The sequence below is a fragment of the Maricaulis sp. genome (assembly GCF_039978735.1).
Taxonomy (GTDB): Bacteria; Pseudomonadota; Alphaproteobacteria; order Caulobacterales; family Maricaulaceae; genus Maricaulis.
In genome coordinates this window covers 73,398-98,139 of sequence record NZ_JBDWAS010000052.1, presented here as the reverse complement: position 1 = coordinate 98,139, position 24,742 = coordinate 73,398, and the positions used below count along the sequence as shown (strand labels likewise).

General features: G+C 65.8%; 19 protein-coding genes and 1 tRNA gene. 8 read left to right on the top strand and 12 right to left on the bottom strand.

Annotated elements, in window-relative coordinates:
* Positions 1-114: 114 nt before the first annotated feature.
* The 4 genes from ABJO18_RS15665 to modC all read left to right on the top strand — a co-directional run bounded on the left by ABJO18_RS15665 (position 115) and on the right by modC (position 4,859).
* Positions 115-2,253: an EAL domain-containing protein gene (locus ABJO18_RS15665; protein WP_348507720.1), complete on the top strand. Its 2,139-nt coding sequence runs from the start codon at positions 115-117 to the stop codon at positions 2,251-2,253.
* Positions 2,254-2,327: 74 nt separating this feature from the next.
* The gene (gene modA / locus ABJO18_RS15660; protein ID WP_348515997.1) at positions 2,328-3,107 is read left to right on the top strand and encodes a molybdate ABC transporter substrate-binding protein; all 780 of its coding nucleotides are present in this window, start codon (positions 2,328-2,330) and stop codon (positions 3,105-3,107) included.
* Positions 3,104-3,778, top strand: a complete 675-nt coding sequence (gene modB / locus ABJO18_RS15655) for a molybdate ABC transporter permease subunit (protein ID WP_348507722.1) — start codon at positions 3,104-3,106, stop codon at positions 3,776-3,778. Before modA ends, modB begins: the two co-directional genes overlap by 4 nt.
* On the top strand, positions 3,768-4,859 hold the full coding sequence (modC, locus tag ABJO18_RS15650) for a molybdenum ABC transporter ATP-binding protein (RefSeq protein WP_348507723.1): 1,092 nt from the start codon (positions 3,768-3,770) through the stop codon (positions 4,857-4,859). Before modB ends, modC begins: the two co-directional genes overlap by 11 nt.
* On the opposite strand, the gene ABJO18_RS15645 is transcribed toward modC, so the two are convergent.
* The 6 genes from ABJO18_RS15645 to ABJO18_RS15620 all read right to left on the bottom strand — a co-directional run bounded on the left by ABJO18_RS15645 (position 4,856) and on the right by ABJO18_RS15620 (position 13,905).
* Complete coding sequence (locus tag ABJO18_RS15645; RefSeq protein WP_348507724.1) at positions 4,856-6,247, bottom strand: efflux transporter outer membrane subunit; 1,392 nt, start codon at positions 6,245-6,247, stop codon at positions 4,856-4,858. The genes modC and ABJO18_RS15645 overlap by 4 nt on opposite strands.
* A 2-nt stretch (positions 6,248-6,249) precedes the next feature.
* Positions 6,250-9,360: an efflux RND transporter permease subunit gene (locus ABJO18_RS15640; RefSeq protein WP_348507725.1), complete on the bottom strand. Its 3,111-nt coding sequence runs from the start codon at positions 9,358-9,360 to the stop codon at positions 6,250-6,252.
* Positions 9,357-10,469: an efflux RND transporter periplasmic adaptor subunit gene (locus ABJO18_RS15635; protein ID WP_348507726.1), complete on the bottom strand. Its 1,113-nt coding sequence runs from the start codon at positions 10,467-10,469 to the stop codon at positions 9,357-9,359. The genes ABJO18_RS15640 and ABJO18_RS15635 overlap by 4 nt, the downstream gene beginning before the upstream one ends.
* A gap of 120 nt (positions 10,470-10,589) precedes the next feature.
* Positions 10,590-12,086 carry an MFS transporter gene (locus ABJO18_RS15630; RefSeq protein WP_348507727.1) on the bottom strand — a complete coding sequence of 499 codons (1,497 nt, stop codon included), beginning with the start codon at positions 12,084-12,086 and terminating at the stop codon, positions 10,590-10,592.
* Between the two features lie 188 nt (positions 12,087-12,274).
* On the bottom strand, positions 12,275-12,904 hold the full coding sequence (eda, locus tag ABJO18_RS15625; RefSeq protein ID WP_348507728.1) for a bifunctional 4-hydroxy-2-oxoglutarate aldolase/2-dehydro-3-deoxy-phosphogluconate aldolase: 630 nt from the start codon (positions 12,902-12,904) through the stop codon (positions 12,275-12,277).
* A gap of 89 nt (positions 12,905-12,993) precedes the next feature.
* Positions 12,994-13,905: an alpha/beta hydrolase gene (locus ABJO18_RS15620; protein ID WP_348507729.1), complete on the bottom strand. Its 912-nt coding sequence runs from the start codon at positions 13,903-13,905 to the stop codon at positions 12,994-12,996.
* A 283-nt stretch (positions 13,906-14,188) separates the two neighbouring features.
* On the opposite strand from ABJO18_RS15620, the gene ABJO18_RS15615 reads away from it, so the two are divergent.
* From ABJO18_RS15615 to ABJO18_RS15605, 3 genes are all read left to right on the top strand, one after another.
* Positions 14,189-16,153 carry a copper resistance system multicopper oxidase gene (locus ABJO18_RS15615; protein WP_348507730.1) on the top strand — a complete coding sequence of 655 codons (1,965 nt, stop codon included), beginning with the start codon at positions 14,189-14,191 and terminating at the stop codon, positions 16,151-16,153.
* Complete coding sequence (locus tag ABJO18_RS15610; RefSeq protein ID WP_348507731.1) at positions 16,153-16,932, top strand: copper resistance protein B; 780 nt, start codon at positions 16,153-16,155, stop codon at positions 16,930-16,932. Before ABJO18_RS15615 ends, ABJO18_RS15610 begins: the two co-directional genes overlap by 1 nt.
* 87 nt (positions 16,933-17,019) lie before the next feature.
* Positions 17,020-17,096: transfer RNA gene (locus tag ABJO18_RS15605), tRNA-Arg, on the top strand.
* Positions 17,097-17,353: 257 nt separating this feature from the next.
* On the opposite strand, the gene ABJO18_RS15600 is transcribed toward ABJO18_RS15605, so the two are convergent.
* On the bottom strand, positions 17,354-20,314 hold the full coding sequence (locus tag ABJO18_RS15600; RefSeq protein ID WP_348507732.1) for a TonB-dependent receptor: 2,961 nt from the start codon (positions 20,312-20,314) through the stop codon (positions 17,354-17,356).
* A gap of 190 nt (positions 20,315-20,504) precedes the next feature.
* Positions 20,505-21,311, bottom strand: a complete 807-nt coding sequence (locus tag ABJO18_RS15595; RefSeq protein ID WP_348507733.1) for a LytTR family DNA-binding domain-containing protein — start codon at positions 21,309-21,311, stop codon at positions 20,505-20,507.
* 386 nt (positions 21,312-21,697) lie between these two features.
* Between ABJO18_RS15595 and ABJO18_RS15590 the strand changes: the two genes are divergently transcribed.
* Positions 21,698-22,501 carry a LytTR family DNA-binding domain-containing protein gene (locus ABJO18_RS15590; RefSeq protein WP_348507734.1) on the top strand — a complete coding sequence of 268 codons (804 nt, stop codon included), beginning with the start codon at positions 21,698-21,700 and terminating at the stop codon, positions 22,499-22,501.
* Positions 22,502-22,509: 8 nt separating this feature from the next.
* Here the strand turns inward: ABJO18_RS15590 and ABJO18_RS15585 are convergent, their stop codons facing one another.
* The 4 genes from ABJO18_RS15585 to cydB are packed head-to-tail and all read right to left on the bottom strand — an operon-like array spanning position 22,510 to position 24,738.
* Positions 22,510-22,986 (bottom strand): hypothetical protein, encoded by a 477-nt coding sequence (locus ABJO18_RS15585; protein WP_348507735.1) that lies wholly within the window; start codon positions 22,984-22,986, stop codon positions 22,510-22,512.
* 11 nt (positions 22,987-22,997) lie between these two features.
* Positions 22,998-23,465: a hypothetical protein gene (locus ABJO18_RS15580; RefSeq protein WP_348507736.1), complete on the bottom strand. Its 468-nt coding sequence runs from the start codon at positions 23,463-23,465 to the stop codon at positions 22,998-23,000.
* A complete protein-coding gene (gene cydX / locus ABJO18_RS15575; protein WP_271187581.1) occupies positions 23,453-23,575 on the bottom strand; it encodes a cytochrome bd-I oxidase subunit CydX in 123 nt (40 codons plus the stop codon). The genes ABJO18_RS15580 and cydX overlap by 13 nt, the downstream gene beginning before the upstream one ends.
* Positions 23,576-23,592: 17 nt before the next feature.
* The gene (gene cydB / locus ABJO18_RS15570; protein ID WP_348507737.1) at positions 23,593-24,738 is read right to left on the bottom strand and encodes a cytochrome d ubiquinol oxidase subunit II; all 1,146 of its coding nucleotides are present in this window, start codon (positions 24,736-24,738) and stop codon (positions 23,593-23,595) included.
* Between the last annotated feature and the right edge of the window lie 4 nt (positions 24,739-24,742).

The window sequence follows — 24,742 nt, the reverse complement described above, 5'->3', positions numbered from 1 at the left end:
ATAGCGAGCCTTTTCCGCGCTTTCGAACGTCCGGATGCAGCTGCGTCGACCCGGTGTTTACGATTCCCGTGCAAGGCTTGTCCGATAACGGATAAAAAAAGCCGGCGGACAGGGATGAGTCAGTCACTCGACAGTCAATTGGGGCGCTACATCAACGTCGCGACGTTGGTGAGCCTGATTGCGTCCGTGCTGGTGATCTACTTCTTCGTCGGCGCACTCAATCGGGGCGCCGCGGAGACCGACCGGCAATTGCTGACCGCCGGCATCCAGACCACCATCCATCACAACGAGACCTGGGTCGCCGACTATGGCTGGTGGTCGGTCGCGCTCGAACGTCTGGATGCCGGCGATGTCGATGTGCTCAGCGACAGTATGGCATCGTCCTTCTCGGACCATCTCGGCTTCGACTTTGTCGTGATGTCGCGGGCGCGCGACACGCTCACCTATTCCTGGCACCGCGACAGCGGGCAGACCCCTCTGGACCACCTGCTCACCCCGGACGATCTGGACAATCTGCGCAGCGACCTTGCGCGCGCCTATGCCGAGGGAAGCTTCATCGGCTCGCACATGCTGACCGTCCGCGGCCGGCCCTACCTCGCCTCGGTCACCCTGGTCGGCGAGTATGAGAACCGCGCCGCCACCGACCCGCTGACCGGACCGATACTGGTGATCGGCACCGCGCTCGACGAGCGCTTTGTCAACGAGATGCAGACCCGCTTCCTCGTCGAGGATGTCTCGCTGATCCCGATGGACACAACGCCCTCGCACGGCAGCCGCCTGCCAATCACGGACAATTCCGGGCATGCCGTAGCGCAATTGTCCTGGACGCCCTCGCGGCCGGGCAATGAGACACTGCGCTACAGCTTCCTGCCCCTGCTGGCCTATATCATCGTCTTCTTCGCCGGGGCCCAGATACTCGTTCATCGCGCCCGCAAGCTGGGCCGTAGCGCGGAACGCAATGAACGCCGGGCCCTGCGCGCCGCAACGACAGACACGCTGAGCGGACTGCCCAACCGGCTGGGCTTCAACCGCTTCATCGAGGGCGAGACCGCAACGCAGGCCGCTGCCTGCGGCGAGGCGGCCGTCATCTATATCGACCTCAACGGCTTCAAGGCGGTCAATGACAAGGCGGGCCACCAGGCCGGCGACGAGGTCATCCGGATCGTGTCGGACAAGTTCCGCGCAGCCTTGCCGGACGGCGTGCATATCGCCCGCGTCGGCGGCGACGAATTCGCCTGCGCGCTCACGGGTCAGGCCTATGCCAGCCAGGCCCTGCCGATTGCCCGCGCCCTGTCGGCCAGCCTGCGCGACCCGTTCGAGATCGGCGGCCGCCATTTCGATATCGGCGCAGCCATCGGCGTCGCCTGGTCGCGGCCGGATGCCCCCAAGACGTTTGCCCAGCTGGTGAATGATGCCGACCTGGCCATGTACCGCGCCAAGGCCGACCAGCTGGAACAACCCCTGTGCTTCGATGCCAGCCTTGGCCTGGAAAAGGACGCCCGCTGCTCGCTGGAAGCGGATATCGAGGCGGGCCTGGAGCGCAATGAGTTCCGCGTTGTCTATCAGCCGATCGCGCGCGCCCGCGACGGCAAGATCGTGTCGGTCGAGGCCCTCCTGCGCTGGGAACACCCGACGCGCGGCGCCGTTCCGCCGGACATCTTCATCGGCGTGGCAGAGCGCTCGCGCCTGATCCGCCGGCTGGGCGATTTCGTTGTCGACAGCGTCTGCCGCGAAATCCCGAAGCAGGCCGGCTTCACCGTTTCGATCAACCTGTCCCCGACGCAGCTCAAGGATCCGGATCTGTGCGTGCGCTATCTGGAGAAGCTCGGCGCGGCCGGACTGACCTCCAGCCAGATCGAGCTGGAACTGACCGAGACCGTGCTGGTCGACGATTTCGAACAGGCCAAACAGCGTCTGCACGAGTTCAATGCCGCCGGCTTCCGCGTCAATCTCGACGATTTCGGCACCGGCTTCGCCTCGATGGGCTATCTGCACATGCTGCCCTTCTCCAAGATCAAGGTCGACAAGAGCTTCATCGATGCCCTCGGCAAGGGCGAAGGTCCCAATAAAATGCTGCAGGCGCTGGCCCTGCTCGGCGATGCGCTCAATCTCGACATGGTCGCGGAAGGCGTAGAGACCGAAAGCCAGGCCGCCATGTTGCGCCTCTTGGGCTTTGATTACCTGCAGGGCTGGCATTTCGGCGCACCGATGACCGCCCGCGCCCTTGCAGACCGGATGAACAGCGCCGCCTGACCTGCGCTGACGACTGCGTGAACGGCCGCCTTTGCGCTTGAACCGGACCGGCTATAGCGAGCAATCTGCCGCGCATGGCCCGGTCTCTCCTCCTCCGACTTGCAGTCGCTTTGCTGGTTGCCCTGACCGCCGCCCTGGGCGGTCAGGCCCGCGCCGACATCGTGCGGCTGGCCGTTGCGTCGAATTTCACCGAACCGATGCAGGCCCTTGGCGCGGCATTTTCCACCAGAACCGGTCACACGCTTCTGGTCGTGAACGGCTCGACGGGCCGCCTCTATGCCCAGATCGTCAATGGCGCGGCCGTCGACATATTCCTCGCCGCCGACACGGTCCGTCCGGCGCGCCTGGTTGAAGACGGCCTGGCGGTTGCCGACAGCGTACAGACCTATGCGATCGGCCGGCTGGCCCTGATGGAGCCGGGGGACGCCACGGCCGGCACCCCGTCACCGCTGCAGCGCCTGCAGTCCGGTGACTACCGGCACCTCGCCCTCGCCAATCCCGACCTCGCGCCCTATGGCGCCGCGGCGCGTCAGATTCTGGCCCATCTGGAGCTTCAGACCGCCTCGGCCTCACGCCAGGTCTTCGGCGAGAATATCGGGCAGACCTATGCCTTCGTCGCCACCGGAAATGCCGATCTGGGTTTCGTCGCGCTGTCGCAGATCCGGCACCCCGGCAGCGCGCCCGCCGGCCGTCATGACCTCATCCCGGCCGACTGGCACGATCCGATCCGCCAGGACGCGGTTCTTCTTGAGCGGGGCCGCAACAATGAGGCCGCCCGCGCGTTCATGGATTTTCTCGCCTCACCCGAGGCCCGCGACATCATCGCCGCCCATGGCTATGAGGCGCCGGCGTGAGCGAGAGCCTGCCGGCAATCCTCCTGACGGTACAGTTGGCGCTGGTCACCACGCTGATCCTGTTCGTGATCGGCACGCCGCTGGCCTGGTGGCTGGCGACCACACGAACCCGGCTCAAACCCGTCATAGAGGCCGTCACGGCACTCCCCCTCGTCCTGCCGCCGACGGTGATCGGCTTCTACCTGCTGATCCTGTTCAATCCCGGCTCGGCAATCGGCGGTCTGTGGGTGCGTCTGACCGGCGACACGCTCGCCTTTTCCTTTTCCGGACTGGTCATCGCCTCGGTGATCTACTCCCTGCCCTTCATGGTGCAGCCGCTGCAGACCGCCTTTGAACGGGTCGGCCGCGGGCCGCTGGACGCCGCCGCCAGCCTGGGCGCATCGCCCCTGGACGCTTTCATCTCGGTCGTCATGCCCCTCAGCCTGCGCGGCTTCATCACGGCGGGGGTGCTCAGCTTCATCCATACCGTGGGTGAATTCGGTGTCGTGCTGATGGTAGGCGGGAATATCCCCGGACGCACCCGCGTGGTCTCCATCGCCCTTTATGACCATGTCGAAACGCTGGACTATGCCGCCGCTCATGCGCTGGCGCTGGGCCTTGTCGCCGCCTCGCTGAGCGTGCTGGTCGCCGTCTTCCTGATCAATCGCCGGTATCCCGTCCATGCCGGATAGAACGCTCGACATCGACCTCGACCACCGCCGCGGCGGGTTCAGCCTGAAAGGCGCAGCCACTCTGCCCCTGACCGGCGTGACGGGCATTGCCGGTCCCAACGGCGCGGGCAAGACCAGCCTGCTGCGCGCGGTCGCAGGACTGGACCGGACGCGCGGCAATACGATCCGTTTCGACAGCGAAACATGGCAGGCTGGCCCCTCATTCCTGCCGGCATACCGGCGCCGGGCCGTGCTGGTCTTCCAGGACTCCCGGCTCTTCACCCACCTCTCCGTGACCGGCAATCTGGACTATGCCAGCCGGCGTGCGCCCCCGGGCGGTCACGGCCCTGATCGGGCAGAGCTGATCGACCTGCTGCAGCTGGCGCCCCTGATGACGCGCCGCACCGCGGACCTGTCTGGCGGAGAACGCCAGCGCGTCGCACTGGCCCGGGCGCTGTCGGCCCGGCCGCGGCTGCTCCTGCTGGACGAAGCCTTCTCGGCCCTTGATGCCAGCTTCCGCCAAAACCTTCTGCCTGCGCTCCGTGAAAGGCTGGCGCACTGGCAATTGCCGGCGCTGATGGTCAGCCACTCGGCCCGGGAGATGGCCGTCATGGCCGACCATGTCCTGCCCGTCGAAAACGGACAGATCGGCGCGCTCTACGAACGGGATGCGTGGCTTGCCGGTTCCGAAGGCGGCAGCGAAGCGGCAGACGAGCCCGGCGCCGTTCTGACCGGTCGGATCACCGCCCATGATGCGCGTCTTCACCTGACAGACCTGCGTATCGGCGAGCACCGTATCGCCCTGCCGGGGCTGACGGAGCTCGCTATCGGCAGCGAGGCGCGCCTCTACGTGCCCGCCCGTGATGTCACGCTGGCCGTAGATGCCGTCGACGGGCTTTCGGTACAAAACAGACTGCCCGGAACGGTGGCGGCCATCACCGACCGGCGGGACACGGCCTGGTGCGATGTCGAGCTGGAGGTGGCGACGCAGCGCCTGTGCGCCCGGATCACCCGCGCCGCCGCCGAGGCGCTCGCGCTGAAACCGGGCGATACGGTTATCGCACTGATCAAGAGCGCGAGCCTGGCGCCCCGCCAGGATTAAGTGCCGGAAGTGAGTGCGGGGTCGACCGGCGCGCCCAGCGCCCGGTGCAGCGCGATCACGGCCAGGGCATGATCGGCCTGGCTGTCCAGCAACGACTCGCGGCTGTCGATCAGGGTGCGCTGGGCATCGAGAATGTCGATGAAGCTGGCCAGGCCTTCCCGATAGAGCGCGTCGAGCTGGTCGAAGGCCTGCTCCGACGCGGTGACGGCGCGCTCGAGCTCTGCCGTACGCGCTTCGACGGCGCGGATCGAGACGAGGGCGTCCTCAACCTCGCCGACCGCTTCGAGCAGCGTCTGCCGATAGGCCAGCAATGCCTGTTCGGCCCGGGCTTCGGCGATGTCGACACCGGCGCGGCGGCGGCCGCCATCGAAGACCGGCACATCGACCGCAGCACCGATCCGCGCAACCGTGTCTCCGACCAGCCGGTCGGCCGATCCCAGATCGGCGGTGATGCTGCCGGGAATGGAGAAGGCAGGATAAAGCCCGGCCGTGGCCACACCGATGGCGGCGCTGGCTGCGGCCAGATCACGCTCGGCGGCCTGCAGATCGGCCCGGCGGCGCAGGAGATCCGCCGGCACACCCGGGGCAACCGGATCGGAATAATCCGGGATCGCCGTGTCCGCCGCCGGCTCCAGACCGAGCGTGCCGGGGACAGCACCCGTCAGGATCGCGAGATCGTGCAGGGCCCGCGCCTCGGCAATATCGAGACTGCCGCGCTGGGCGCGAGTGCGCGCAAGATCGGAGGCGGCCCGCTGAACGTCGAGATCGGCCGACAGACCCGCTTCGGCGCGCTGGCGCACGATGTCCAGCGTCTGCTGCTGCAGCTCCAGCGAGGTCGTCAGCAGGCCGAGCCGGGCGCGGCTGCGGCGCAGCTCGATATAGCGTTCGGCAATCGAGGCGGCCGTGACGCGTTTGACATCCTCGATATCGAAACGCCGGGCAGCAGCGGCCGCCTCGACCTGTTCGATCTGGCGGCGGCGCCCGCCGAACACGTCAGGTACAAAGCCCAGCGCCGCGCCGAGACCGGCACCTGTCGAGGACGCGGCATCGCCGGAGATGTCGCCCGTGGCCGACGCATCCGCGCTCGCATCGACAGACGGCCAGTTCGCGGCGCGTTGGGATGTGATCCGGGCCTCGGCCTCGGTCAGGCGCGCGACCGCGATCTGCACGTCGATATTATCGTCCAGCGCCGTGGTGATCAGCGTTTCCAGCTGCTCATCGCCGAAGCCCCGCCACCAGGCGGTAGCCGAAGCGGCCTCGCTGCCCGGAACCGCTTCCGACCAGGTCTGCGGTACGCCGGGCGCCGGCGCGTTGTAGTCGGGTCCGACCGTGCAACCGGCCAGACTGGCCGCGAGCGCGGCAAGGGCAATACTCGGGACGTGACGCATGATCATTCTGCCGGTTGGGTGTCGGGATCGTGCTCGACGCGGGCCAGTTCTTCCTCAAGCTCGACGAGATTGACCGAGCGCGGTTTGCCGAACCGGGCGACGCCCAGATAGATCACCGGGGTCAGGAAGAGGGTGAACAGGCCCGACAGGCCCAACCCGCCGAATACGGTCCAGCCGATCGAGGTGCGGGCCTCGGCACCGGCCCCGGTCGACAGGATCAGCGGCAGGGCCCCCAGCACCGTCGAGATCAGCGTCATGGCGATCGGGCGCAGGCGGATGGTCGCCGCCTCCTCGATCGCCTCGCGCACGCTCTTGCCCTCGGCACGCAGCTGGTCGGCGAATTCGACCACGAGAATCCCGTTCTTCGCCATCAGGCCGATCAGCATGACCAGGCCGATCTGCGAGAAGATGTTGAGGGACGTCCCCGTCAGCACCAGCGCATAGACCGCGGCGGCGAGACCGAACGGCACCGTCAGGATGACGACGATGGGGCTGGTCAGGCTCTCGAACTGTGCGGCCAGGACCAGGAAGACGATGACAAAGGCGAACAGATAGGTGATCGCCATGTCGCGCGATGTTTCGTTCAGCGTGCGCGCCTCGCCCATCATGATCATCTCGATCCCGGGCGGCAGGGCCGTCTCGGCCAGACGCTCGATCTCGGCCACTGCGTCGGACAGGGCGACATCGGCGGCGACATCCGCCTCGACATCGATCGAGCGGCGCTGCTCGGTCCGGTTCAGCTCGGCGGCCACGCCTTCCTCGACCAGCGTGGTCAGGGCAGACAGCGGGATCAGCTCGCCGGCATTGGATCGCACATAGAGGTTCTGCAGATCGGTCGGGTCGTCGATGGCGCCATTGGCGGACTCAAGGAAGATCGGGATCGCCTGGTCGCCGACATTCAGATCGACCAGCTCGTCACCGCCGACCATGGCACGCAGGGTGACGGACAGCTCGTTGAGCGGCACGCCGAGATCGGCAGCGCGGCGCCGGTCGATGCGGATCGACAATTGCGGCTGGGTCGGCTGGTAGGAGATTTCCGGATTGGACAGGATCCGGCTTTCCGTATCGATGGCCCGCTCGAGCGCCAGGGCGCCCTCATAGATCTCGGCATATTCGCGGCCGGTCAGGGCGACCTGGATGCCGCCGCGGCTGGAGCCGCGCATGTCGAGACTGCCGCGTCCGAAGACCGAGGCGCGCAGGCCCGGGATCTGCGAAAGCGGACGGCGCATCTCGGCCATGATCTCCTGTTGGCTGCGGTCGCGATCTTCCCAGTCGGCCAGGGTGGCGGTCATGAAGATGCGATTGGGGTCCCAGCGGCCGACGATCGAGAAGACCGACGTCACTTCGCCGCTCTCCAGATAGGGCTGGACGATCGCGTCAACCTGGTCGGCCTGGCGCTCCATGAAGTCGAGCCCGACGCCGTCCGGGCCGGTCGCGAAGATATAGATGCGCCCGCGATCCTCCTGCGGCACGAGTTCCTGTTCGAGCGAGGTGAAGGCAAACACGGCCCCCAGCGCCGAGACCAGCATGATGCCGGCGGTGATCCAGGGACGGTTCAGGGCGAGCCGCAACAGCTTGCCATAAACGTCGGAAATACGGCCGCCGATACGCTCCAGCGGCCCCTGCTTGCTGCTTTCCGAACGCAGCCAGAGGCGCGCGGCCAGCGCCGGCACGATGGACAGAGCCACAAAGGACGAGATCACCACCGCCAGCGCCAGCACAAAGCCGAATTCGCGGAACAGGCGTCCCGCCGTCGATGGCAGGAAGGAGATCGGGATGAAGACGGAGACCAGGACGGCCGTGGTCGCGACAACGGCAAAGAAGACCTGGCGCGTGCCCAGCACGGCCGCGGCCCGCCGGCCCAGCCCCTTCTTCTGCAAGCGCTGGATATTCTCGACCACGACAATGGCGTCGTCGACGATGAGCCCGGTTGCCAGCACAAGGGCCAGGAGGGTCAGCAGATTGACCGAAAAGCCCAAGAGCCAGATGCCGGCAAGCGCACCGATCAGCGCGGCAGGAATGGCGGTGGACGGGATCAGCGAGGCACGGAAACGGGCGAAGAAGAGCCAGATGGTTGCGATGACGATCACCACCGTGATCGCCAGGCTGGTCAGGACCTCGCGCACGGAACCGCGGATGAAGACGGCGTCGTCGGAGGTGATACGGATTTCCAGATCGTCGAAGCGGCCATTCAGGCGCTCGACCGTCTCGCGCACCCCGTCGGAAATCGAGATCGTGTTGGACTGGGCCTGGCGCACCACGCCGAGCCCGATGATCGGCCGGCCGTCGAGACGCACGAAATTGGTCGCATCGGCCGGCGCAAAGAAGGCTTCGGCCACGTCACCAACACGCGTATTGCCGTCTATGATGACATCCTTGACCCGTTCCGGCGTTGCCGCCGTCGCCTCGGCCCGCACCAGCAATTGCTGGTCTTCGGAGCGGAAACTGCCGACCGGCACATCGAAGGGCGCCTGGCGCAGCGCATCGGCAACATCGCCGACGGTGAGACCGAAACGGCTGAGGCGCAGAGGATCGATCACCACGCGCAGAAGGCGCTGGCGATCACCGAACATGTTCACACTGGCCACGCCTTCGATGGAGAGAAATTCCGGCACGATGTCGTTTTCGACGATGGCCGTCAGCGTCTCCTCGTCATGCACGTCGGAAAGCACCGCCATCTGGACGATGGGATCAGCATTGTCGTCGGCTTTCACCACCCGGATCTGCTCGACCCGGTCGGGCAGCTGACGCGCCACGCGCGACGTCGCTTCGCGGATATCGGCCGCGGCGGAGTCCAGATCGACACCGGGGTTGAATTCGACCCGGATGCGCGAGCCGTTTTCCTCGCTCTGGGCGTCGATTTCCCGCACGCCGGACACACGCGCAACGGCACCCTCGAGAATGCTGGTAACCTCGGCATCGACGGTTTCCGGCGCAGCGCCGGGGAAGTTCGCCGTGACCGACACGACCGGCCGGTCGACATCGGGCAGTTCGCGAACCTCGACACCGAACAGGGCGGCAAGGCCGCCGATGATGATCAGCAGGTTGAGGACCGCGACGAGCACGGGCCGCTTGACGGCCAGCGCGGGAAGATCGTTGCGCTGCAGGCTCATCGGGTTTCATCCGAGACGATGGGCGAGCCACCGACCGCCAGCCCGGTTTCCCGCTCGCCGACATCGACGATACGGCTGCCTTCACGGACCTTCTGCACGCCTTCGGTGATGATGCGGGCGCCGGCCTGCAGATCGCCGCGCACCAGGACATGGCCTTCATTGCGCGCCACGATATCGACCGGCACGCGGAACGCCGTATCGCCATCGACACCCCAGACATAGGAACCGCTGCCGCCCCAGATGATCGCGGCCTCGGGCAGGCGCGGATAGGACTGGCCTTCGATGGTGAAGGCGACGCGGAAGCTCATCCCCGGCCGCAGCACGTCGGCTTCATTGTCGATACTGGCGCGCACCGTGAAGGTCCGGCGCGTCGGGTCGATCCGGCTGTCGACGGCGATAATGTCGGCCTCGACGGCGAGATCGGGATCGGCGAACGGCGTGGCGGTGACCGTGTCACCTTCACGCAGACGGCCGAACACCTGCTCGGCCGGCGAGAAGTCGACAAACAGCACGCTGCGATCGTCCAGCTGGGCGATGACCGTCGTCGGCGTGATGCGTGAGCCCGGGTCGATGTCGGTCAGGCCGACATGTCCGGCAAACGGCGCCCGCACGGTGCGCTCGTCCAGAGCAACCTCTGCCTGCTGCAGTTCGATACGCGCGGCGTCCAGCGTGGTGCGGGCCTCGTCGATCTGGCTGGCGGAAATCGCGCCCGTATTCTCGATCCGGCGGTAACGGGCCAGCAATTGCTCGGCCTCCTGCACCGACACCCGGGCCAGGTTGACGGCGAGCTGTTCCTCGCGATCGTCCAGCCGCAGGAGGACGGCACCCGCTTCGACATGACTGCCGGTAACAAAGGGAACATCGGTCACGATGCCGCCGGCCTCAGGATAGATCGTCGCCGTGGAACGGGCCCGGGCCGTGCCGACCGCTTCGATATCTGTGCGCTCGCGCGCAAACCGGACGGGCTGGGTGACAACACGGATCGCCTCGTCCGCACGCCCACCGCCCGCGGACGGCCCGCCAGCCGAAGGCTCGCCGCCGCATGCCGACACCAAAAGAGCGAGCACCGTGCACAGCACGGCCCCGCGAACCGAAAATCCAGCCGTCAATCAGGCCTCCCAGCGGATTGGAAGCTATAGCGCTACGCTATCCCATAGTCCTGTTGAACGAAGTAGGACAGGAAATCCGTCGGTCCAGTCCGAGATTCACTGTCAGGAATGCAGGACCCGTCAGGGGGACGGCAATTCCGCCTGGTCACGCGCGGCCGCGGCCATGCGGCGTGCGCGGCGCTCGATGCCCTGGCTGAGGCGGGCATGGCGTTCCGGCGTCAGCGGGTAGGACCAGATCAGCGGCGCCGCCAGGCCATAGAGCACGATCGGCCCGAGGCAGTAGACCAGCCGCAGCGACAGCACACCGATCTCGGTCGAGCCGTCCACACCGGCCGATGCGTGATAGCCCAGAAGGCCGACAATATTGAGCGACACGCCGGTGAAGATGGCCACAGCGAGTTTTTCCGACAGGCCGAGCACGGCGAAATAAGTGCCCGCCCGGCGGCCGCCGGACCGGGCACTGTCGATATCGACGACATCCGCCAGCATCGCCAGGGGCAGGAATTGCAGTCCGCCGAAGGCAAATCCCTTGAGAATGAACAGACAGAAGAAGGGCAGATAATCGCCCCGGCCAAGCAGGAGGTTGGCCGCGCTGACCGCGCTGACAAAGCCCAGCGTCACCAGGAAGGCGCGATGCTTGCCGATCCTGCGCCCCATCCAGAGCCAGAAGGGGATCGCGGCGATACCGGCGATGAAATAGAGGAAATAGGCCGCGCCGATCGTCGGAATGCCGATGATGTCGCGGATAAAGAAGAGCGAGACGGCGTTTCGCGAACTCTCCCCCGCAATGACCAGGAAAGCGATGATCAGGATCCGGCGCATGGGTCCGTTGCGCCAGAGATGGCGGAAGCCCTCGATCATCGGCACACGCTCGCGCGCGGCGGGCGGCGGCTCGCTGACGGTCAGGATCACGATGCCCGCGAGCAAGGGCACAATCGCGACGATCGTGACGGCCAGACCCATCATGACAGGGCCGGTCAGCGCCGCGCGACTGGTCGGCGTGCGCTGCATGATCTCGCCGGTGAAGGCACCCGAGATGTCACGCCACATCGAGGCGAAGATCTGGCCGACGGCACCGCCATCGGCGAGGATCTCCACCACCATCGGCACGGCCGCGGCCAGCAGAAGTCCGCCCAGATAGTAGAATTCGCGCGCCGCGGTGACCTGGCTGCGTGCATGATAATCGCTCGACAACTCGGCACCCCAGGCCCGGAAGGGGATCTGGATCATTGTGGCGCTGGCGAAAAAGGCCGTCAGCCAGATCAGGAAATAGACCAGGCCTGCGCCCTCCGGCGGCACGAAGAGGAACCAGGTCGAGAGCATCAGCAGCGGCGCGCCGAGCGCGATATAGGGTTTGCGGCGGCCGAAACGGGTGCGGCCGCGATCCGATATCTCGCCCATGAGCGGATCGGTGATCACATCGGTGAAGCGGGCCACCATGATGATCAGGCCGATCACCGAGAGGGACAGTCCCAGATGGCCGGCATAGTGCGCCGGCAGCCAGATCGCGAGGGGATAGCCATAGATCGCCAGAGGCAGGGCGAGCGAGCCATGCAGGAAGATCGTGGAGCGTTTCAGTGCAGGGGCCGCTTGCGGCGCCCCCTCCCCTTCACGCACGGGGGCGTCACCCGTCCTGCCGACAGTGTCCAATATGTCCTCCCAGACCTCGCACGCCGCGTCATTCTTGGTCTTGGCGCTTTTTCAAAGTTTGAGTATGGCGAGATCGGGGAGTCAAATTAAACAGGAACAATAATTTCAGAGCACTTTGTTCGTGGGCCCGGGCCTCGCTGGCGCCGAAACGAACATCAGGTACGCATCGCCGCAGCCGCTCGGGCATTCGCCTCGATGCCGGCCCAGTCGCCCTGTTCGACCATCGTCTTGCTTGCGATCCAGGACCCGCCGACACAGACGACATTGCGCAGCGCCAGATAGTCCGGAGCCCGCTCGCGCGTGATCGAGCCGGTCGGACAGAAGCGGATATCCGGCAAGGGGCCCTGCAGGGACTTGAGATAATCCAGCCCACCCGCCTGCTCTGCCGGGAAGAATTTCAGCAGATCGAACCCGGCTTCGGTAGCCGCCATGGCCTCGCTTGCGGTTGCGACACCGGGCAGGACCGGAACCCCTGCATCGAGCAGGGCCGGAACAAGCTTCGGCGTCAGACCCGGCGACACCAGGAAGTCTGCTCCGGCCGACACGCTCTGCGCCGCCTGTTCAGGGGTACGGATGGTGCCCATTCCCACGACCAGACCCGGCGCCGCGGCTTTCATGGCCCGCAACACTCCCAGCGCCGCAGCGGTGCGCCAGGTCATCTCGATCACCTTGAGCCCCCCGGCCTCCAGAGCGCGGGCCAGCGGTGCCGCATCCGCCACATCGCTGACAGTGAGAACCGGAATGACGGAGGCAAGGTCAGCAAGGGCGTCGGTCGTAAGAGACATGAATTGTCCTGTTGGGCTGCGATCCAGCGCGAAATGTCACCCCTACCATAGGACGGTGACCAGACGCTGAAACCGCACGGCGCAGGCGACTATTGCGCAGCGGTCTCCGCGCTCGCTCGTTCGGCCGCACGGTGAATGGCAGCAATGACCCGGCCATACAGGGCCGGCGGGATATCATGCCCCATGCCTTCCACGATTTCGAGTTCGGCACCGGGGATGTTCGCTGCCGTGTCGCGACCGGCCTCGACGGGCACCAGCGGATCGTCAGCACCGTGGAGCACCACGGTGGGAACCCCGATCTGTGCGAGCCGGGTGCGCCGGTCCGGCGCCGCGATGATCGCGGCGTATTGCCGTGCAAAGCCCGCGGGGTGATAGGCCCGGTCCAGATCGGCTGCGGCCCGCTCGCGCACGACAGCCTCATCCAGAGGATAGGCCGGCGAGCCGATCACCCGGCTCGACGCCACGGCGCGATCCAGAAAGGCCTCGCGATCCGCTTCCGGGTTCGGCGCCGGCGTCATCAACATGGCCTGCGCCTCTTTCGTGGCGCGCGGAAGAGCCCGATTACCCGAACTGGACATGATCGAGGTGAGCGACAGGACACGGTCCGGATAGTGGATGGCAACGAGCTGGGCGATCATGCCGCCCATCGACACGCCGACAATGTGCGCCTGATCGATACCAAGCGCGTCGAGCACCCCCACCGAATCGGCAGCCATGTCCTCAAGCGTGTAGGCCAGATCCGGCGCCTTGCCGGCCGCGACGGCACCGGCAATCGCACCGAAATCGGGTGTCCCGGCCGCATCGAACCAGGCCGACAGCCCGACATCGCGATTGTCGAAACGGATGACCCGGCATCCATCCCCGGCCAGCTGGTCAAGAAAAGGCTCCGGCCAGCGGGTCATCTGCGAGCCCAGCCCCATGATCAGAAGAACCGGTCTGCCGCCCCGCGGCCCGCGCTCGTCATATTCCAGCTTCAGGCCATTGGCGTCGATCTGCGGCATATAGCTCTCTCCTTTTTGTCGCAGGACTATGCGGCACCGCACCGTGTGGTGACAAGTGCAGCTCGCGATTTCCGAATTGTCGGTCTGGACACTCCACGCATGCCGTCACACCTGCACGCACACAGAGGCAGGAACTCGAAACACTTTTGAACAAAGAGTATGCCGCAACATTTCTCCGGGACCAGCCCGGCCACCGCTGCACAAGCCTGCAGAGGCGCGATTGACCTTCCAGCAGGGGGAAGGTGGACACTCTGCCACCTGCATCGGCAAGGGAGTGAAGCGCGTGATCTCACGACGCCTGTTCATGGGAACGGCCGCCGCATTCGGCGGAATGACGGCGACCAATCTACTGCCGGCCTGGGCGCAGTCGAACGGCGCGGCCAATCTCGGCGGCCTGCGCCCGCTGGACGGCCAGGCCTTCGACCTGACGGTCGGCCGCTCGCAGGTTCGTATCGATGGGCGCGGCGGCCCCGCCGTGACGGTGAACGGTCAACTCCCCGCGCCGCTGCTGCGCTGGCGCGAGGGCGATGAGGTCATTCTGCGCGTCCACAATACGCTGGACGAGGACACCTCGATCCACTGGCACGGCCTGCTGCTGCCGTTTGAGATGGACGGTGTGCCCGGCGTCACCTTCCCGGGCATCCGCCCCGGCGAAACCTTCGAATACCGCTTCCCGGTGCGTCAGGCAGGGACCTACTGGTACCACTCCCATTCCGGCCTGCAGGAACAGCTGGGCCATTACGGTCCGATCGTCATCGAACCGGCCAGCGCCGATCCCGTCGCCTTCGACCGGGAATATGTGATCGTCCTGTCCGACTACACATTCGAAGGCCCGCACCGCGTCTTCGACCGGCTGATGAAATCCAGCGATACCTATAATTTCCAACAGCGCACGCTGGGCGACTTCTTCGGTGATGCCCGCGAGCAGGGCCTGGGCAGCGCATTGCGCGACCGGATGGCCTGGGGCCGCATGCGGATGAACCCCACCGATATCTCGGATGTAACGGCCGCAACGCTCGACTACCTCGTCAATGGTCACGGGCCGCAGGACAACTGGACCGGGCTCTTCAATCCCGGCGAGCGCATCCGCCTGCGCTTCATCAATGCGTCGGCCATGACGATCTTCAATGTCCGCTTCCCGGACCTGCCGATGACCGTCGTCCAGGCCGACGGGCTGGATGTGCAGCCGGTCCAGGTCGGCGAGTTCCAGTTCGGCCCGGCCGAAACCTATGACGTGATCGTCGAACCGCGCGAGGACCGGGCCTTCACCCTGATGTGCGAGAGCGTCGACCGCTCCGGCTTTGCCCGCGCCACGCTGGCGCCGCGTCCGGGAATGACCGCGCCCGTCCCGGCCCTGCGCCCGCGCCCCACGCTCACCATGCGCGACATGGCGATGGATCACGGTGCGATGGGGCATGGCGGGATGGACCACACGGCGGCACCCGCTGCCGATAGCCACACGATGAACCATGCCGCCATGGGGCACGGGAATGCCGCACAAAGCGCAATGAATCACGACTCGATGGACCATGGCTCAATGGATCATGGCACGATGGGCCATGGCTCGATGATGCACGACGCCCCGGCGCCGGAGACCACAGGTCCCCAGCGGCATGACCACCCGGCAGGCCCGGGGGTCGTCGGCCTCGCCGAAGCCCCGGTCAGCCGCCTGCACGAACCCGGCGCCGGGCTGGAGAATGCCGGCCACAAGGTGCTGGTCTATACCGACCTCAAGGCCCTGACGCCCAACCCGGACACGCGCCGCCCCGGACGCGAGATCGAGGTGCATCTTACATCGAACATGGAACGCTATATGTGGTCCTTCGACGGGGTGCGCTTTTCGGAGGTCGTCGACCCGATTGTCTTCCACGAAGGCGAACGCCTGCGGATGACGCTCGTCAACGACACGATGATGCCCCACCCCATCCACCTGCACGGCATGTTCTTCGATGTGGTAACCGGCGCGGATGATGACCCGTACAAGCCGCGCAAGCACACGATCACCGTCAAGCCGGGTGAAAAACTGTCGCTGGACATCACGGCCGACGCGGTGGGCGACTGGGCCTTTCACTGCCACCTGCTCTACCACATGCATGCCGGGATGATGCAGGTCGTCTCGGTCCTGCCGGACACCGCGCCGGCGGCGCAGCCCGACCCGCATGCCGGCCACCACGCCATGCCGTCCCGGGCGCCAGCGCCCGGGCCAGGGCAGACGCCCCACCATGGCGGACACGGGGAACACCATTGATGCGCGCGCTCATTTCGACCCTCGCCCTCCCGGCGCTTGCCGCCCTCTCCGGCACCGCGGCTGCCCAGACCCAGGCCGACGCCTATTATCCGCCCGAGGAGATGGCCGCGGCCCGCGCCGCACTTCATCACGCAACGGGCGGCGCACGGCACCTCTTCTTCCGCACCGACCGGTTCGAGATCCGCCAGCAGCGCGACGATGAAGAGGTCCTGCTGTGGGATATCGACGCCTGGTATGGCGGCGCCATCAACCGGCTCTGGCTGAAGAGTGAGGCCGAGTATTCCTTCGATCACGACGAATTCGAGGAGCTGGAAGTCCAGGCTCTCTACAGCCGCGCCATCTCGCCCTTCTTCAACCTGCAGACCGGCATTCGCCACGACTTCGAGCCGGATGCCGGCCGTACCCATGCCGTGCTCGGCGTGCAGGGCGAGGCGCCCTACTGGTTCGACATCGACGCTGCGCTCTTCCTGTCCGATGAAGGCGAGCTGACCGGCGCCCTCGAGACCGAATACGAGCTGCGCCTGACCCAGCGCCTCATCCTGCGACCGCGCGCCGAGCTGACCTGGTCGGCCGAGGCGATCCCGGAGCTCGGGACCGGATCCGGTCTCGGCACGATCGAGACGGGGCTGCGCCTGCGCTATGAGATCCGGCGCCAGTTTGCGCCCTATATCGGTGTCGAATGGGGCCGTCAGCTGGGCGAAACGGGCGATTTCGCCCGCGCCGCCGGCGAGCGCACCGAAAACACCGCCCTGGTCGCCGGACTGCGTGTCTGGTTCTGATTGTACTACCGCTGACATCGGCCTGCCGACGGCCGGAGCAAGCCAATTGCACTTGCCCCGCGTATCGGCTAAGCCTCCCCGTCTCGCGCACCCATAGCTCAGCTGGATAGAGCGCTGCCCTCCGAAGGCAGAGGTCAGAGGTTCGAATCCTCTTGGGTGCGCCATTCCTTTCCTTGTTCCCGCTCCGCTCGACCCGAGCCTGGCACCGATGCCGGTGTTGGGGTCGATGCTCACATGGAACGCGCTCAGGGCTGCGGGGGTCGAACCTGGTCATGTCGGGCTCGCAGTCGCGCCTGTGAACCGGTTGGGTTCGGAATTGTATGCCATTCACATATTTGATCCGAGAAAAAGAAACGGCGGGCACATGGCCCGCCGTTTCCCAGCCCGGTGCCGCCGTCAGGGTCGGCGGCATCCCCCCGGTCTAGAAGGTCCAGCTCAGTCCGAAGCGGACAGAGCGCGGCTGCTGGAAGGTCCGCGGCGCACCATAGTTCGGATCCGGCACGTTGAGCGCCGTTTCGCCGATTTCGCGGATGTCGGTGACGCCCGAGCTGTCGAAGACGTTGAAGATATCCATCCGCAGCACGGGTTCCCCACCCAGCGGCAGGTCCACCGGCCGGTAGATGAAGGCCAGATCGACATTGTAGATCCAGTCGCTCTCCAGCTGGCTGCCGCGCGGCGTCGGCTGGCTGTTGCAGAAGAAGGACTCGGACTCATAGGCCTGCGCGAAGTCGTCCGTCGGGTGGAAGCCGATACAACCGAAGCGCCGCGGCGAGGTGACCTGCATCGCAGCCCCGACCGAGAACTGATCGGTGAAGGCATAATTCCCCCACAGCTTGATCTTGTGGGCGCGGTGGTTGGGCAGCAGGCCATCGGAATTGTCGGTCAGACCCGGCTGGTCGAAGGAGGTCGTGATCCCCGCATCGTCCTGGCCATTGTCCGACTTCACCGTCCCTTCGTAATTGCCCTCGCTGCGCGACAGCGTCCAGGACCCGTGCAGATCCCAGCCATTGTCGAAGGCCCGGTCGAAGGTCAGCGTCAGGGCTTCATAGGTACGCGTCGGCGTGGGATAGCCCAGATCCGCGGCGCTCAGATCGACGGTCTCGTCGAGCTCCGGCAGGTAGACCCGCATATCCTCGCCGGGATTGGTCAGCACATACTGGTGGAAGCCCGTCCAGACATCCTCGCAGGGCGTACCGCCGACCGTGATACCGTTGGCATTGCAGTAGGCGATGACGGCAGCATCGATCGCCACGTCTTCCAGCGTCACGCCCAGATCACGATAGGTGTAGCTGGCGCTGAAGTCCCAGAGGTCATTCATCATCCAGCGCGCGCCGATGATGAATTCATCCACATACATCGGATCGAGATACTGGTCGGTCACCGCCCGCGTGTCCGGCACGGTTCCGTCACCGAACAGCTCTTCCAGGAAAGGTCCGCCTTCGAGTTGCGGCACGTCGTTCGCATCCAGCCCGCTGAACTGGTACCAGTCCTGGGTGAAGAGTTCAGCGCCCGCCATGCGGATATTCGTATTGGTGGCGACAGGCAGGAAGTAGCGGCCATAGAAGCCGAACAGCTCCAGTGACCCGTCTCCGAAATAGTCGTAGGACACACCCAGGCGCGGTGCCAGCTGGTCCTCGATCTTGGTGAAGGTGTCGCCACTGGCGTTGCGATTGTCGAAGGTCTCGTTCCGCAGGCCGATATTGAGGTTCAGCTGGTCCGTGACCTGCCAGGAGTCCTGAATGTAGAAGGCCGTCTGGATCGTTTCGAACGAGCCACCGCGATCAAGCTGCCGGACACGGACGCATTCACGGCCGGCCTGACCGCCCTGGGCTTCGCACGATACGGGATCATAAAGCCGATAGTAGACGCCGCCCGAGTAGAAGGAGCGGTCTTCAGCCGTCAGCGTCTCCCGGTCGACACCGACGCGGATATTGTGTTCACCGAAGAAGTTCGCATAGATGTCCGCATCGGCCCGGATCAGTTCGCGCGTGTCATTGCCTTCGGCCGGGACGAGCTCACCCCAGTTGCCCAGCTGGATGACCGGACCGCTGGTGTCCCGGGCATCCAGGATCGCCGGATTGCCGTCCGTGCTGCCCGCAATAGTCTGGTTGAAGGTCTGCCGGCCCGCGGTCAGAGACACGGTAAGCCAGTCGGTCATGGCACCGGAATAGCGCAGGATATTGACGTCCCCGCCTTCGAGGAAGTTGGTCTGAGCGACCGGCGTGCGACTTTCGATTTCGGTCCGGTCGGCATTAAAGGTGACGTCGCTCGCCTCACGCACCGTTGCCCGGTCATCGGAAAAGCTTGTCCAGGCGAAGGTATGCCCTTCAAACAGGTTCACATCGAGACGGAAGCCGAAGAAGGGGTCGTCCGTGCGATCGACTTCCTCGCGGCCGGCCTCGGTGATGTTGATCGCCTCGATCAGGCGCGGCGAGTACAGGCCATAGATGAAGACCCGGTCCTCGATGATCGGCCCGGAAACCCAGAAATCGCTCTCCAGCGTCATACGCTGATCGAACTGGTTGGCCTGGACATAGGTCGTCGGCGAATCCTCGCGGAGCTCGTCGGGCGAATAAAAGATATTGAACCCGTAGTGCCACTCATTCGTGCCGGAGCGGGTAACGGCATTCACGACCCCGCCGGTCGAGCGCCCGAACTCGGCCTGATAACCGCCGGATTTGATCTCCAGCTGGTCATACAGCTGGAAAGGCACGGCCGAGGCACCGAGGAAGTTGCGGAAGTCGGTGATGTTCATGCCATCGACATAGAAGGCATTCTCGCCCGGCGAAGCGCCCGAGATCGAGGCGAAGCCCGTGCTGAGCCCGTCCTCGAAATCGCTATCGCCAATCACGGTGCCTGGCGCGAGCAGCGTCAGCGACGTCACATCGCGACCGATCGGCACCTGTTCGAACACCGCCTGAACATCGATGTCCAACCCGGTCTCGGAAGCCTGGAACACATCGACCTGCACGGCCTGGCCCGTCACGGTGATCACGTCCTCGGCCATCCCCGCCGGCAGAACAAACTCGTAAGACGCAGACGATCCCACCGAGACCCGGACGCCGTCATCGGACACCGTCTGATAGCCCGCCCCTGCCGCCGTCAGCGTGTAATTGCCAACCTCCAGGCGCCCGATGAAGAAGCGGCCATCGGCGCCGGTCGTAACGCTGCGCGTCGAGCCCCGGTCGCTGGACACGGCGGTGACAGTCGCGCCGGAGACCGGATTGCCGGCCTCATCCAGAACCGTGCCGCCAACACCGCCTGTTGTGTAGGACTGTGCCAGCACGGCCGGTGCGGTCATGACGGAGACCCCGGTCACGGCCGAAAGGGCGAGCCCGAAACAGGCGGTGGTGCCCAGAAGAGTTTTCTTGATCGCGTTCATATTATCCCCCGAGGCCGGTCGGGCCGGCACTCTTGTTTGGTGGTCAACTGCCAGCGCGCCGGGGACCTTTCGGACATGCGGACGGGCGCTGGCGGACTGATCCGACCAGTGCGGGTGAACACGTCTCAATATGAATGGGTCGAACGGGAGCGGTGTGTTGCCGGCAACGGGCCAGCATGCGGACAGGAGGTCAGGCCGGTGAAACGGCCGCCGTGTTGTTCAGAGCCGCCATCAGCGCCGCGCTTCCGGTCGCGCTGACAGGGAGAACCTGGCCGCTGCGAAGCCGGACCGATGCAATACGCTCACGGCGTTGTTCGGCCGAAACGACTTCCGAGGGACGCACGAAATGCGACCGGTGCACCTGGACGAAACCCTGTCCGTCGAGCATCTGCGCCATCTCGATCATGGTCGCACGATGCAGCACTTCGCGCCCTGAGCGGTCGACAAGGGCTACATAATTGCCCTGTGCGGACACAATAACGATATCATCCAGTGCCACATAATCGGTGCGCCCGGCCGACCGCACGGCCAGGCGCCCCGCCCGGCCTCCCCGCGTCGCATCGCTGCCGCGCTGAACCAGGCCCTTCAGCTGGGCGCCGGCCAGATAGGCCATTCCCGTGAAGGTCGGCAGCATCAGCCAGAACAGGGATGGTGTAGATGCCACGAGCGTCTGGGCCGGTACGCCGGTGTAGGCAGACAGGACCAGCACCGTCCAGAAATAGTCGGCCATCGAGAATATCGCGACGACGCCGGCCGCTTCGACACAGCGGCGCCAGGCCGGACTGCCTGCCAGCGCGTGACGCAGGCCGACCAGAGCGCCCGCGATGATCGCCGGCAGGGCAATTGCGGAAAATACGGATTGATGCCGCACACCGAGCGCGAAGCTGGGCGGGGCCCCGTCGGACACGGCTTCCTTGTACTGCACGGCGACGAAGACGAGGACGAGAACCGCCCACACGATACAGCCGCCGGCGGCAACCCGGAGCGCCCAGCGCATCGGGACGCCTCTGCCATAAGACTCTGGAAACTGCGCCGTCACGCCGAGCCTCCCCATGCCCTGAACAGCCCAAAACAACCTGGCGAGCCTGTCATCCGGAGCATGACGGCGACCACGCGGGGGGCTTACATTTCTGTCACCTCGCACGCCCCGCACGTAGCAAGAGAAGCGCCGGACTGCCTGGAATTGCGACGAGGTGCGGCCGCGTGTTGCGAACAGCGCAGGAAAACGGCGAACGACGGCATCAGGGTTTAACCCGCCAGCGCTTGTGACGAACCCAGACACTCCGGAAACCGTCACTCGCCCGGGCGTGGAGTATAGGCATGCCCGAAACGCCGCGGTAGCAAATCCGCCACGTTATTCAGTGCGTTATGTGGAGGACCGCCATGCGCTGCCTCATCCTTGAAAGCCGCGAACTCGCCCGGACACAATTGCAGCGGCAACTGGACCGGTTCGCCGACACCAGCTGTGTCGGCGCCCGTCCGGCAGCCGGCCAGGACGACCCCTGGTACGGCACATCGCCGGACGTGGTGTTTCTGGGCAGCGACCAGCCGCGGCTCGAACACCTTCTCTCGCGCCAGGCGGGCCCCGGTGACGACGGCCCGGTCATTGTGATGATGGGCGACCTGCCGATCCACGCTCTCACCGCATTCGAGCTTCAGGTGACCGACTTCCTGCTGCGGCCGGTGGAAACGGCGCGACTGGAGGAATGCCTGCGTCGTGTGCGGACCGAGCTGCAGCAACGGCGCGACCTGGCGCGGGTCGCCGTCCTCAGCGAGACGCTGGCCGGGATCCGCCAGGGGCACGCCACCGATGCGGGCGCACCGGTCTACCGCGATTTCTGGATACGCTGCCGCAACGAAACCGTGCGGGTGCCCCAGTCGCAGATCGTGTGGATCGAGGCGGCGCGCAGCTATGTCCATTTCAACCTGCGCAACCGGCAGCTCCTGCACCGGATCTCGCTGCGGGAGCTGGAGGAACGGCTGGACCCGGCGGACTTCCTGCGCATTCACCGCTCGGCGATCGTCAATGTGCATCACATCGAGCGCACCCATGCCGACCGACACGGCACGCATTCGGTCGAGCTGACCAATGGGGAGATGGTGCGTGTGGGGCGCAAATACCGCCTGCAACTGGCCGAGTTCATGGCGAGCGGCCGGGTACCGCCGCGTCAGGACGTGGCCGCCTGAAACCCGGCCTACCGGCCCGGCTCACCCCGGGATGACACGATCTCGACGCGGTAGCTGTCATGGCAGGCGACACAGGTATACATCGCTGAAGCCGCCGCGGCCTGGGCCTCGGCAACGGGCGTCTCGTCGGGCAGAGCGGCAATCGCCGCCAGGTCCTGGCGCAGCATCTGCCCCATGCCCCGGAAGCTGTCCGGCATTCTGGCCCCCATTCCCGGCATCATGGGGCGTGGCGTGGCCATCTCCGCGGCGGCTTCCCGCAGCCGGTCGAGATCGCCCTCGCTGCCCGCCTCCATGATCGCCTGGCTGCCCGAAAGGAAGATGCGCATCGTCTCCACGATGTGCCTCTGCTCCGCCGCGGTCAGCCGGATCGGGGTTCTCGGATCGGCATCGTCCGCCACGTCCGTCTGGGCGTGTCCGGACGCCGCGATTGCCATCCCGGCGGCCAGAACGGCGGACCCCAACATGATTGCAGGCTTGGCACGCATCCCCGCCTCCCTCAGAACGTGAAGAACCGCGTGCGCGGATCCGCCATGATGGTCGCAATTTCCGGCGGGGTCGCCACACCGATCTCGCTGTGCAGGTCTTCTGCGCTGTGGGGCGAGTTGGGCAGGTAGATCGCACAGACCTGAACCGTCACACCATCCTCGATCAGGGTTTCAAGCAGACCGTGCGGCGACATGTTCCGCGGCGCAAGCGGCCGGGTGGCGGCTTCCGGCGGCTCGGCCAGCGCGAGATCGCCGGCCTTGTCGCACAGGAGAACGCGCACCGGCACGCCCTGCCGGGCGCTGGCGCGTGTCAGGATCAGCGCCATGAGCTGGGTCTGCGGATCCTCGCGGGTCAGCACCGTCAGCACAGGCGCTGTCTGCGATGACGGTGCCTGCATTGTTTCCTGGGCCGGTGCGGGAGCGGCGGCGGCCGCCGTCAGGACCAGGCCGGACAATATGATCTGCTTTACTCGGCGCATTCCAGATCCTCGCAGTCTTCCGCATCCGGCGTGAATTCCAGCCAGAGCGCGTTGAGAATTCCAAAGCCGAGGGCGGCGGCAAGACCCAGTATCCAGGTAAAATACCACATGGTTCCAAGACCTCCGGTCAGTAGGAGCCGGGCGAGGTGGCCTGCTCGGACGTCACACGTCCCCAGAGCACCTTGAACACCCAGCCGGTGTAGAGAAGGATCAGCGGCACGAAGATCACCGTCATGATCAGCATGAAGAACAGCGTGCCGTGGCTGGACGAGCTGTCCCACACGGTCAGGCTGGCATCGGGATTGAGCGAGCTGGGCAGGATGAAGGGGAACATCGACACCCCGGCGGTGGCGACAACACCGAAGACCGACATGGCCGATCCGGCGAGGCTCGCTGCATTACGCTTCTTGCCCAGGCTGACGGCAGCCAGGAAAGCCCCCGCCACGGCCATCAACGGCGCCAGCACCATCCAGGGATAGCGCACGAAATTGTTGACCCAGGCGCCGGCCTCGACACTGACCGCCTTGCGCATCGGATTGGACGGACCATCGAGCAGGACGTCCGATGTAATCGTGTAGCCGGGCAGAACCGTGGCGGTCCAGACACCGGCAATGACGAACAATACGATGGTCAGCATGGCCGCGATCGATCCGAAGCGGGCCGCCCGGTCACGCACCGGGCCCTTTTCGGCCTTCACCACGATCCAGGACGCACCGTGCATGACCAGCATGGCGACCGAGATCAGGCCGGCGAGCAGGGCGAAGGGATTGAGCAGGCCGAACAGGCCGCCTTCATAGGTCGCCCGCAGCATGCTGTCGAAGTCGAACGGGACACCGCGCAGCACATTGCCAACGGCCACACCGAAGATCAGCGCCGGTACGAAGCCGCCGATGAAGAGCGCCCAGTCCCAGCTGTTGCGCCAGGCGGTGCTCTCCCGCTTGGACCGGTATTTGAAACCGACCGGCCGCAGGATCAGCGCCGACAGCACCACGAACATGGCGAGATAGAAGCCGGAGAAGCTGACGGCATAGACGTACGGCCAGGCGGCAAAGATCGCGCCACCGCCCAGAATGAGCCAGACCTGGTGGCCCTCCCACATCGGCCCGATCGTATTGATCACGAGCCGGCGTTCGGCATCGGTCCTGGCGACGAAGGGCAGCAGGGTCGCAACACCGAGGTCGTAGCCATCGGTCAGGGCGAAGCCGATCAGGAGGACGCCCAGAAGGCCCCACCAGATGACGCGGAGCGTCGGATAGTCGAGAGGCAGTTCCATGATA

Bases quoted from the DNA above. Each gene is read 5' to 3' on its own strand.
- ABJO18_RS15665 (WP_348507720.1), top strand. From the start codon at position 115: ATGAGTCAGTCACTCGACAGTCAATTGGGGCGCTACATCAACGTCGCG.
- modA (WP_348515997.1), top strand. From the start codon at position 2,328: ATGGCCCGGTCTCTCCTCCTCCGACTTGCAGTCGCTTTGCTGGTTGCC.
- modC (WP_348507723.1), top strand. From the start codon at position 3,768: ATGCCGGATAGAACGCTCGACATCGACCTCGACCACCGCCGCGGCGGG.
- ABJO18_RS15645 (WP_348507724.1), bottom strand. From the start codon at position 6,247: ATGCGTCACGTCCCGAGTATTGCCCTTGCCGCGCTCGCGGCCAGTCTG.
- ABJO18_RS15640 (WP_348507725.1), bottom strand. From the start codon at position 9,360: ATGAGCCTGCAGCGCAACGATCTTCCCGCGCTGGCCGTCAAGCGGCCC.
- eda (WP_348507728.1), bottom strand. From the start codon at position 12,904: ATGTCTCTTACGACCGACGCCCTTGCTGACCTTGCCTCCGTCATTCCG.
- ABJO18_RS15620 (WP_348507729.1), bottom strand. From the start codon at position 13,905: ATGCCGCAGATCGACGCCAATGGCCTGAAGCTGGAATATGACGAGCGC.
- ABJO18_RS15610 (WP_348507731.1), top strand. From the start codon at position 16,153: ATGCGCGCGCTCATTTCGACCCTCGCCCTCCCGGCGCTTGCCGCCCTC.
- ABJO18_RS15600 (WP_348507732.1), bottom strand. From the start codon at position 20,314: ATGAACGCGATCAAGAAAACTCTTCTGGGCACCACCGCCTGTTTCGGG.
- ABJO18_RS15595 (WP_348507733.1), bottom strand. From the start codon at position 21,311: ATGCGCTGGGCGCTCCGGGTTGCCGCCGGCGGCTGTATCGTGTGGGCG.
- ABJO18_RS15590 (WP_348507734.1), top strand. From the start codon at position 21,698: ATGCGCTGCCTCATCCTTGAAAGCCGCGAACTCGCCCGGACACAATTG.
- ABJO18_RS15585 (WP_348507735.1), bottom strand. From the start codon at position 22,986: ATGCGTGCCAAGCCTGCAATCATGTTGGGGTCCGCCGTTCTGGCCGCC.
- ABJO18_RS15580 (WP_348507736.1), bottom strand. From the start codon at position 23,465: ATGCGCCGAGTAAAGCAGATCATATTGTCCGGCCTGGTCCTGACGGCG.
- cydX (WP_271187581.1), bottom strand. From the start codon at position 23,575: ATGTGGTATTTTACCTGGATACTGGGTCTTGCCGCCGCCCTCGGCTTT.
- cydB (WP_348507737.1), bottom strand. From the start codon at position 24,738: ATGGAACTGCCTCTCGACTATCCGACGCTCCGCGTCATCTGGTGGGGC.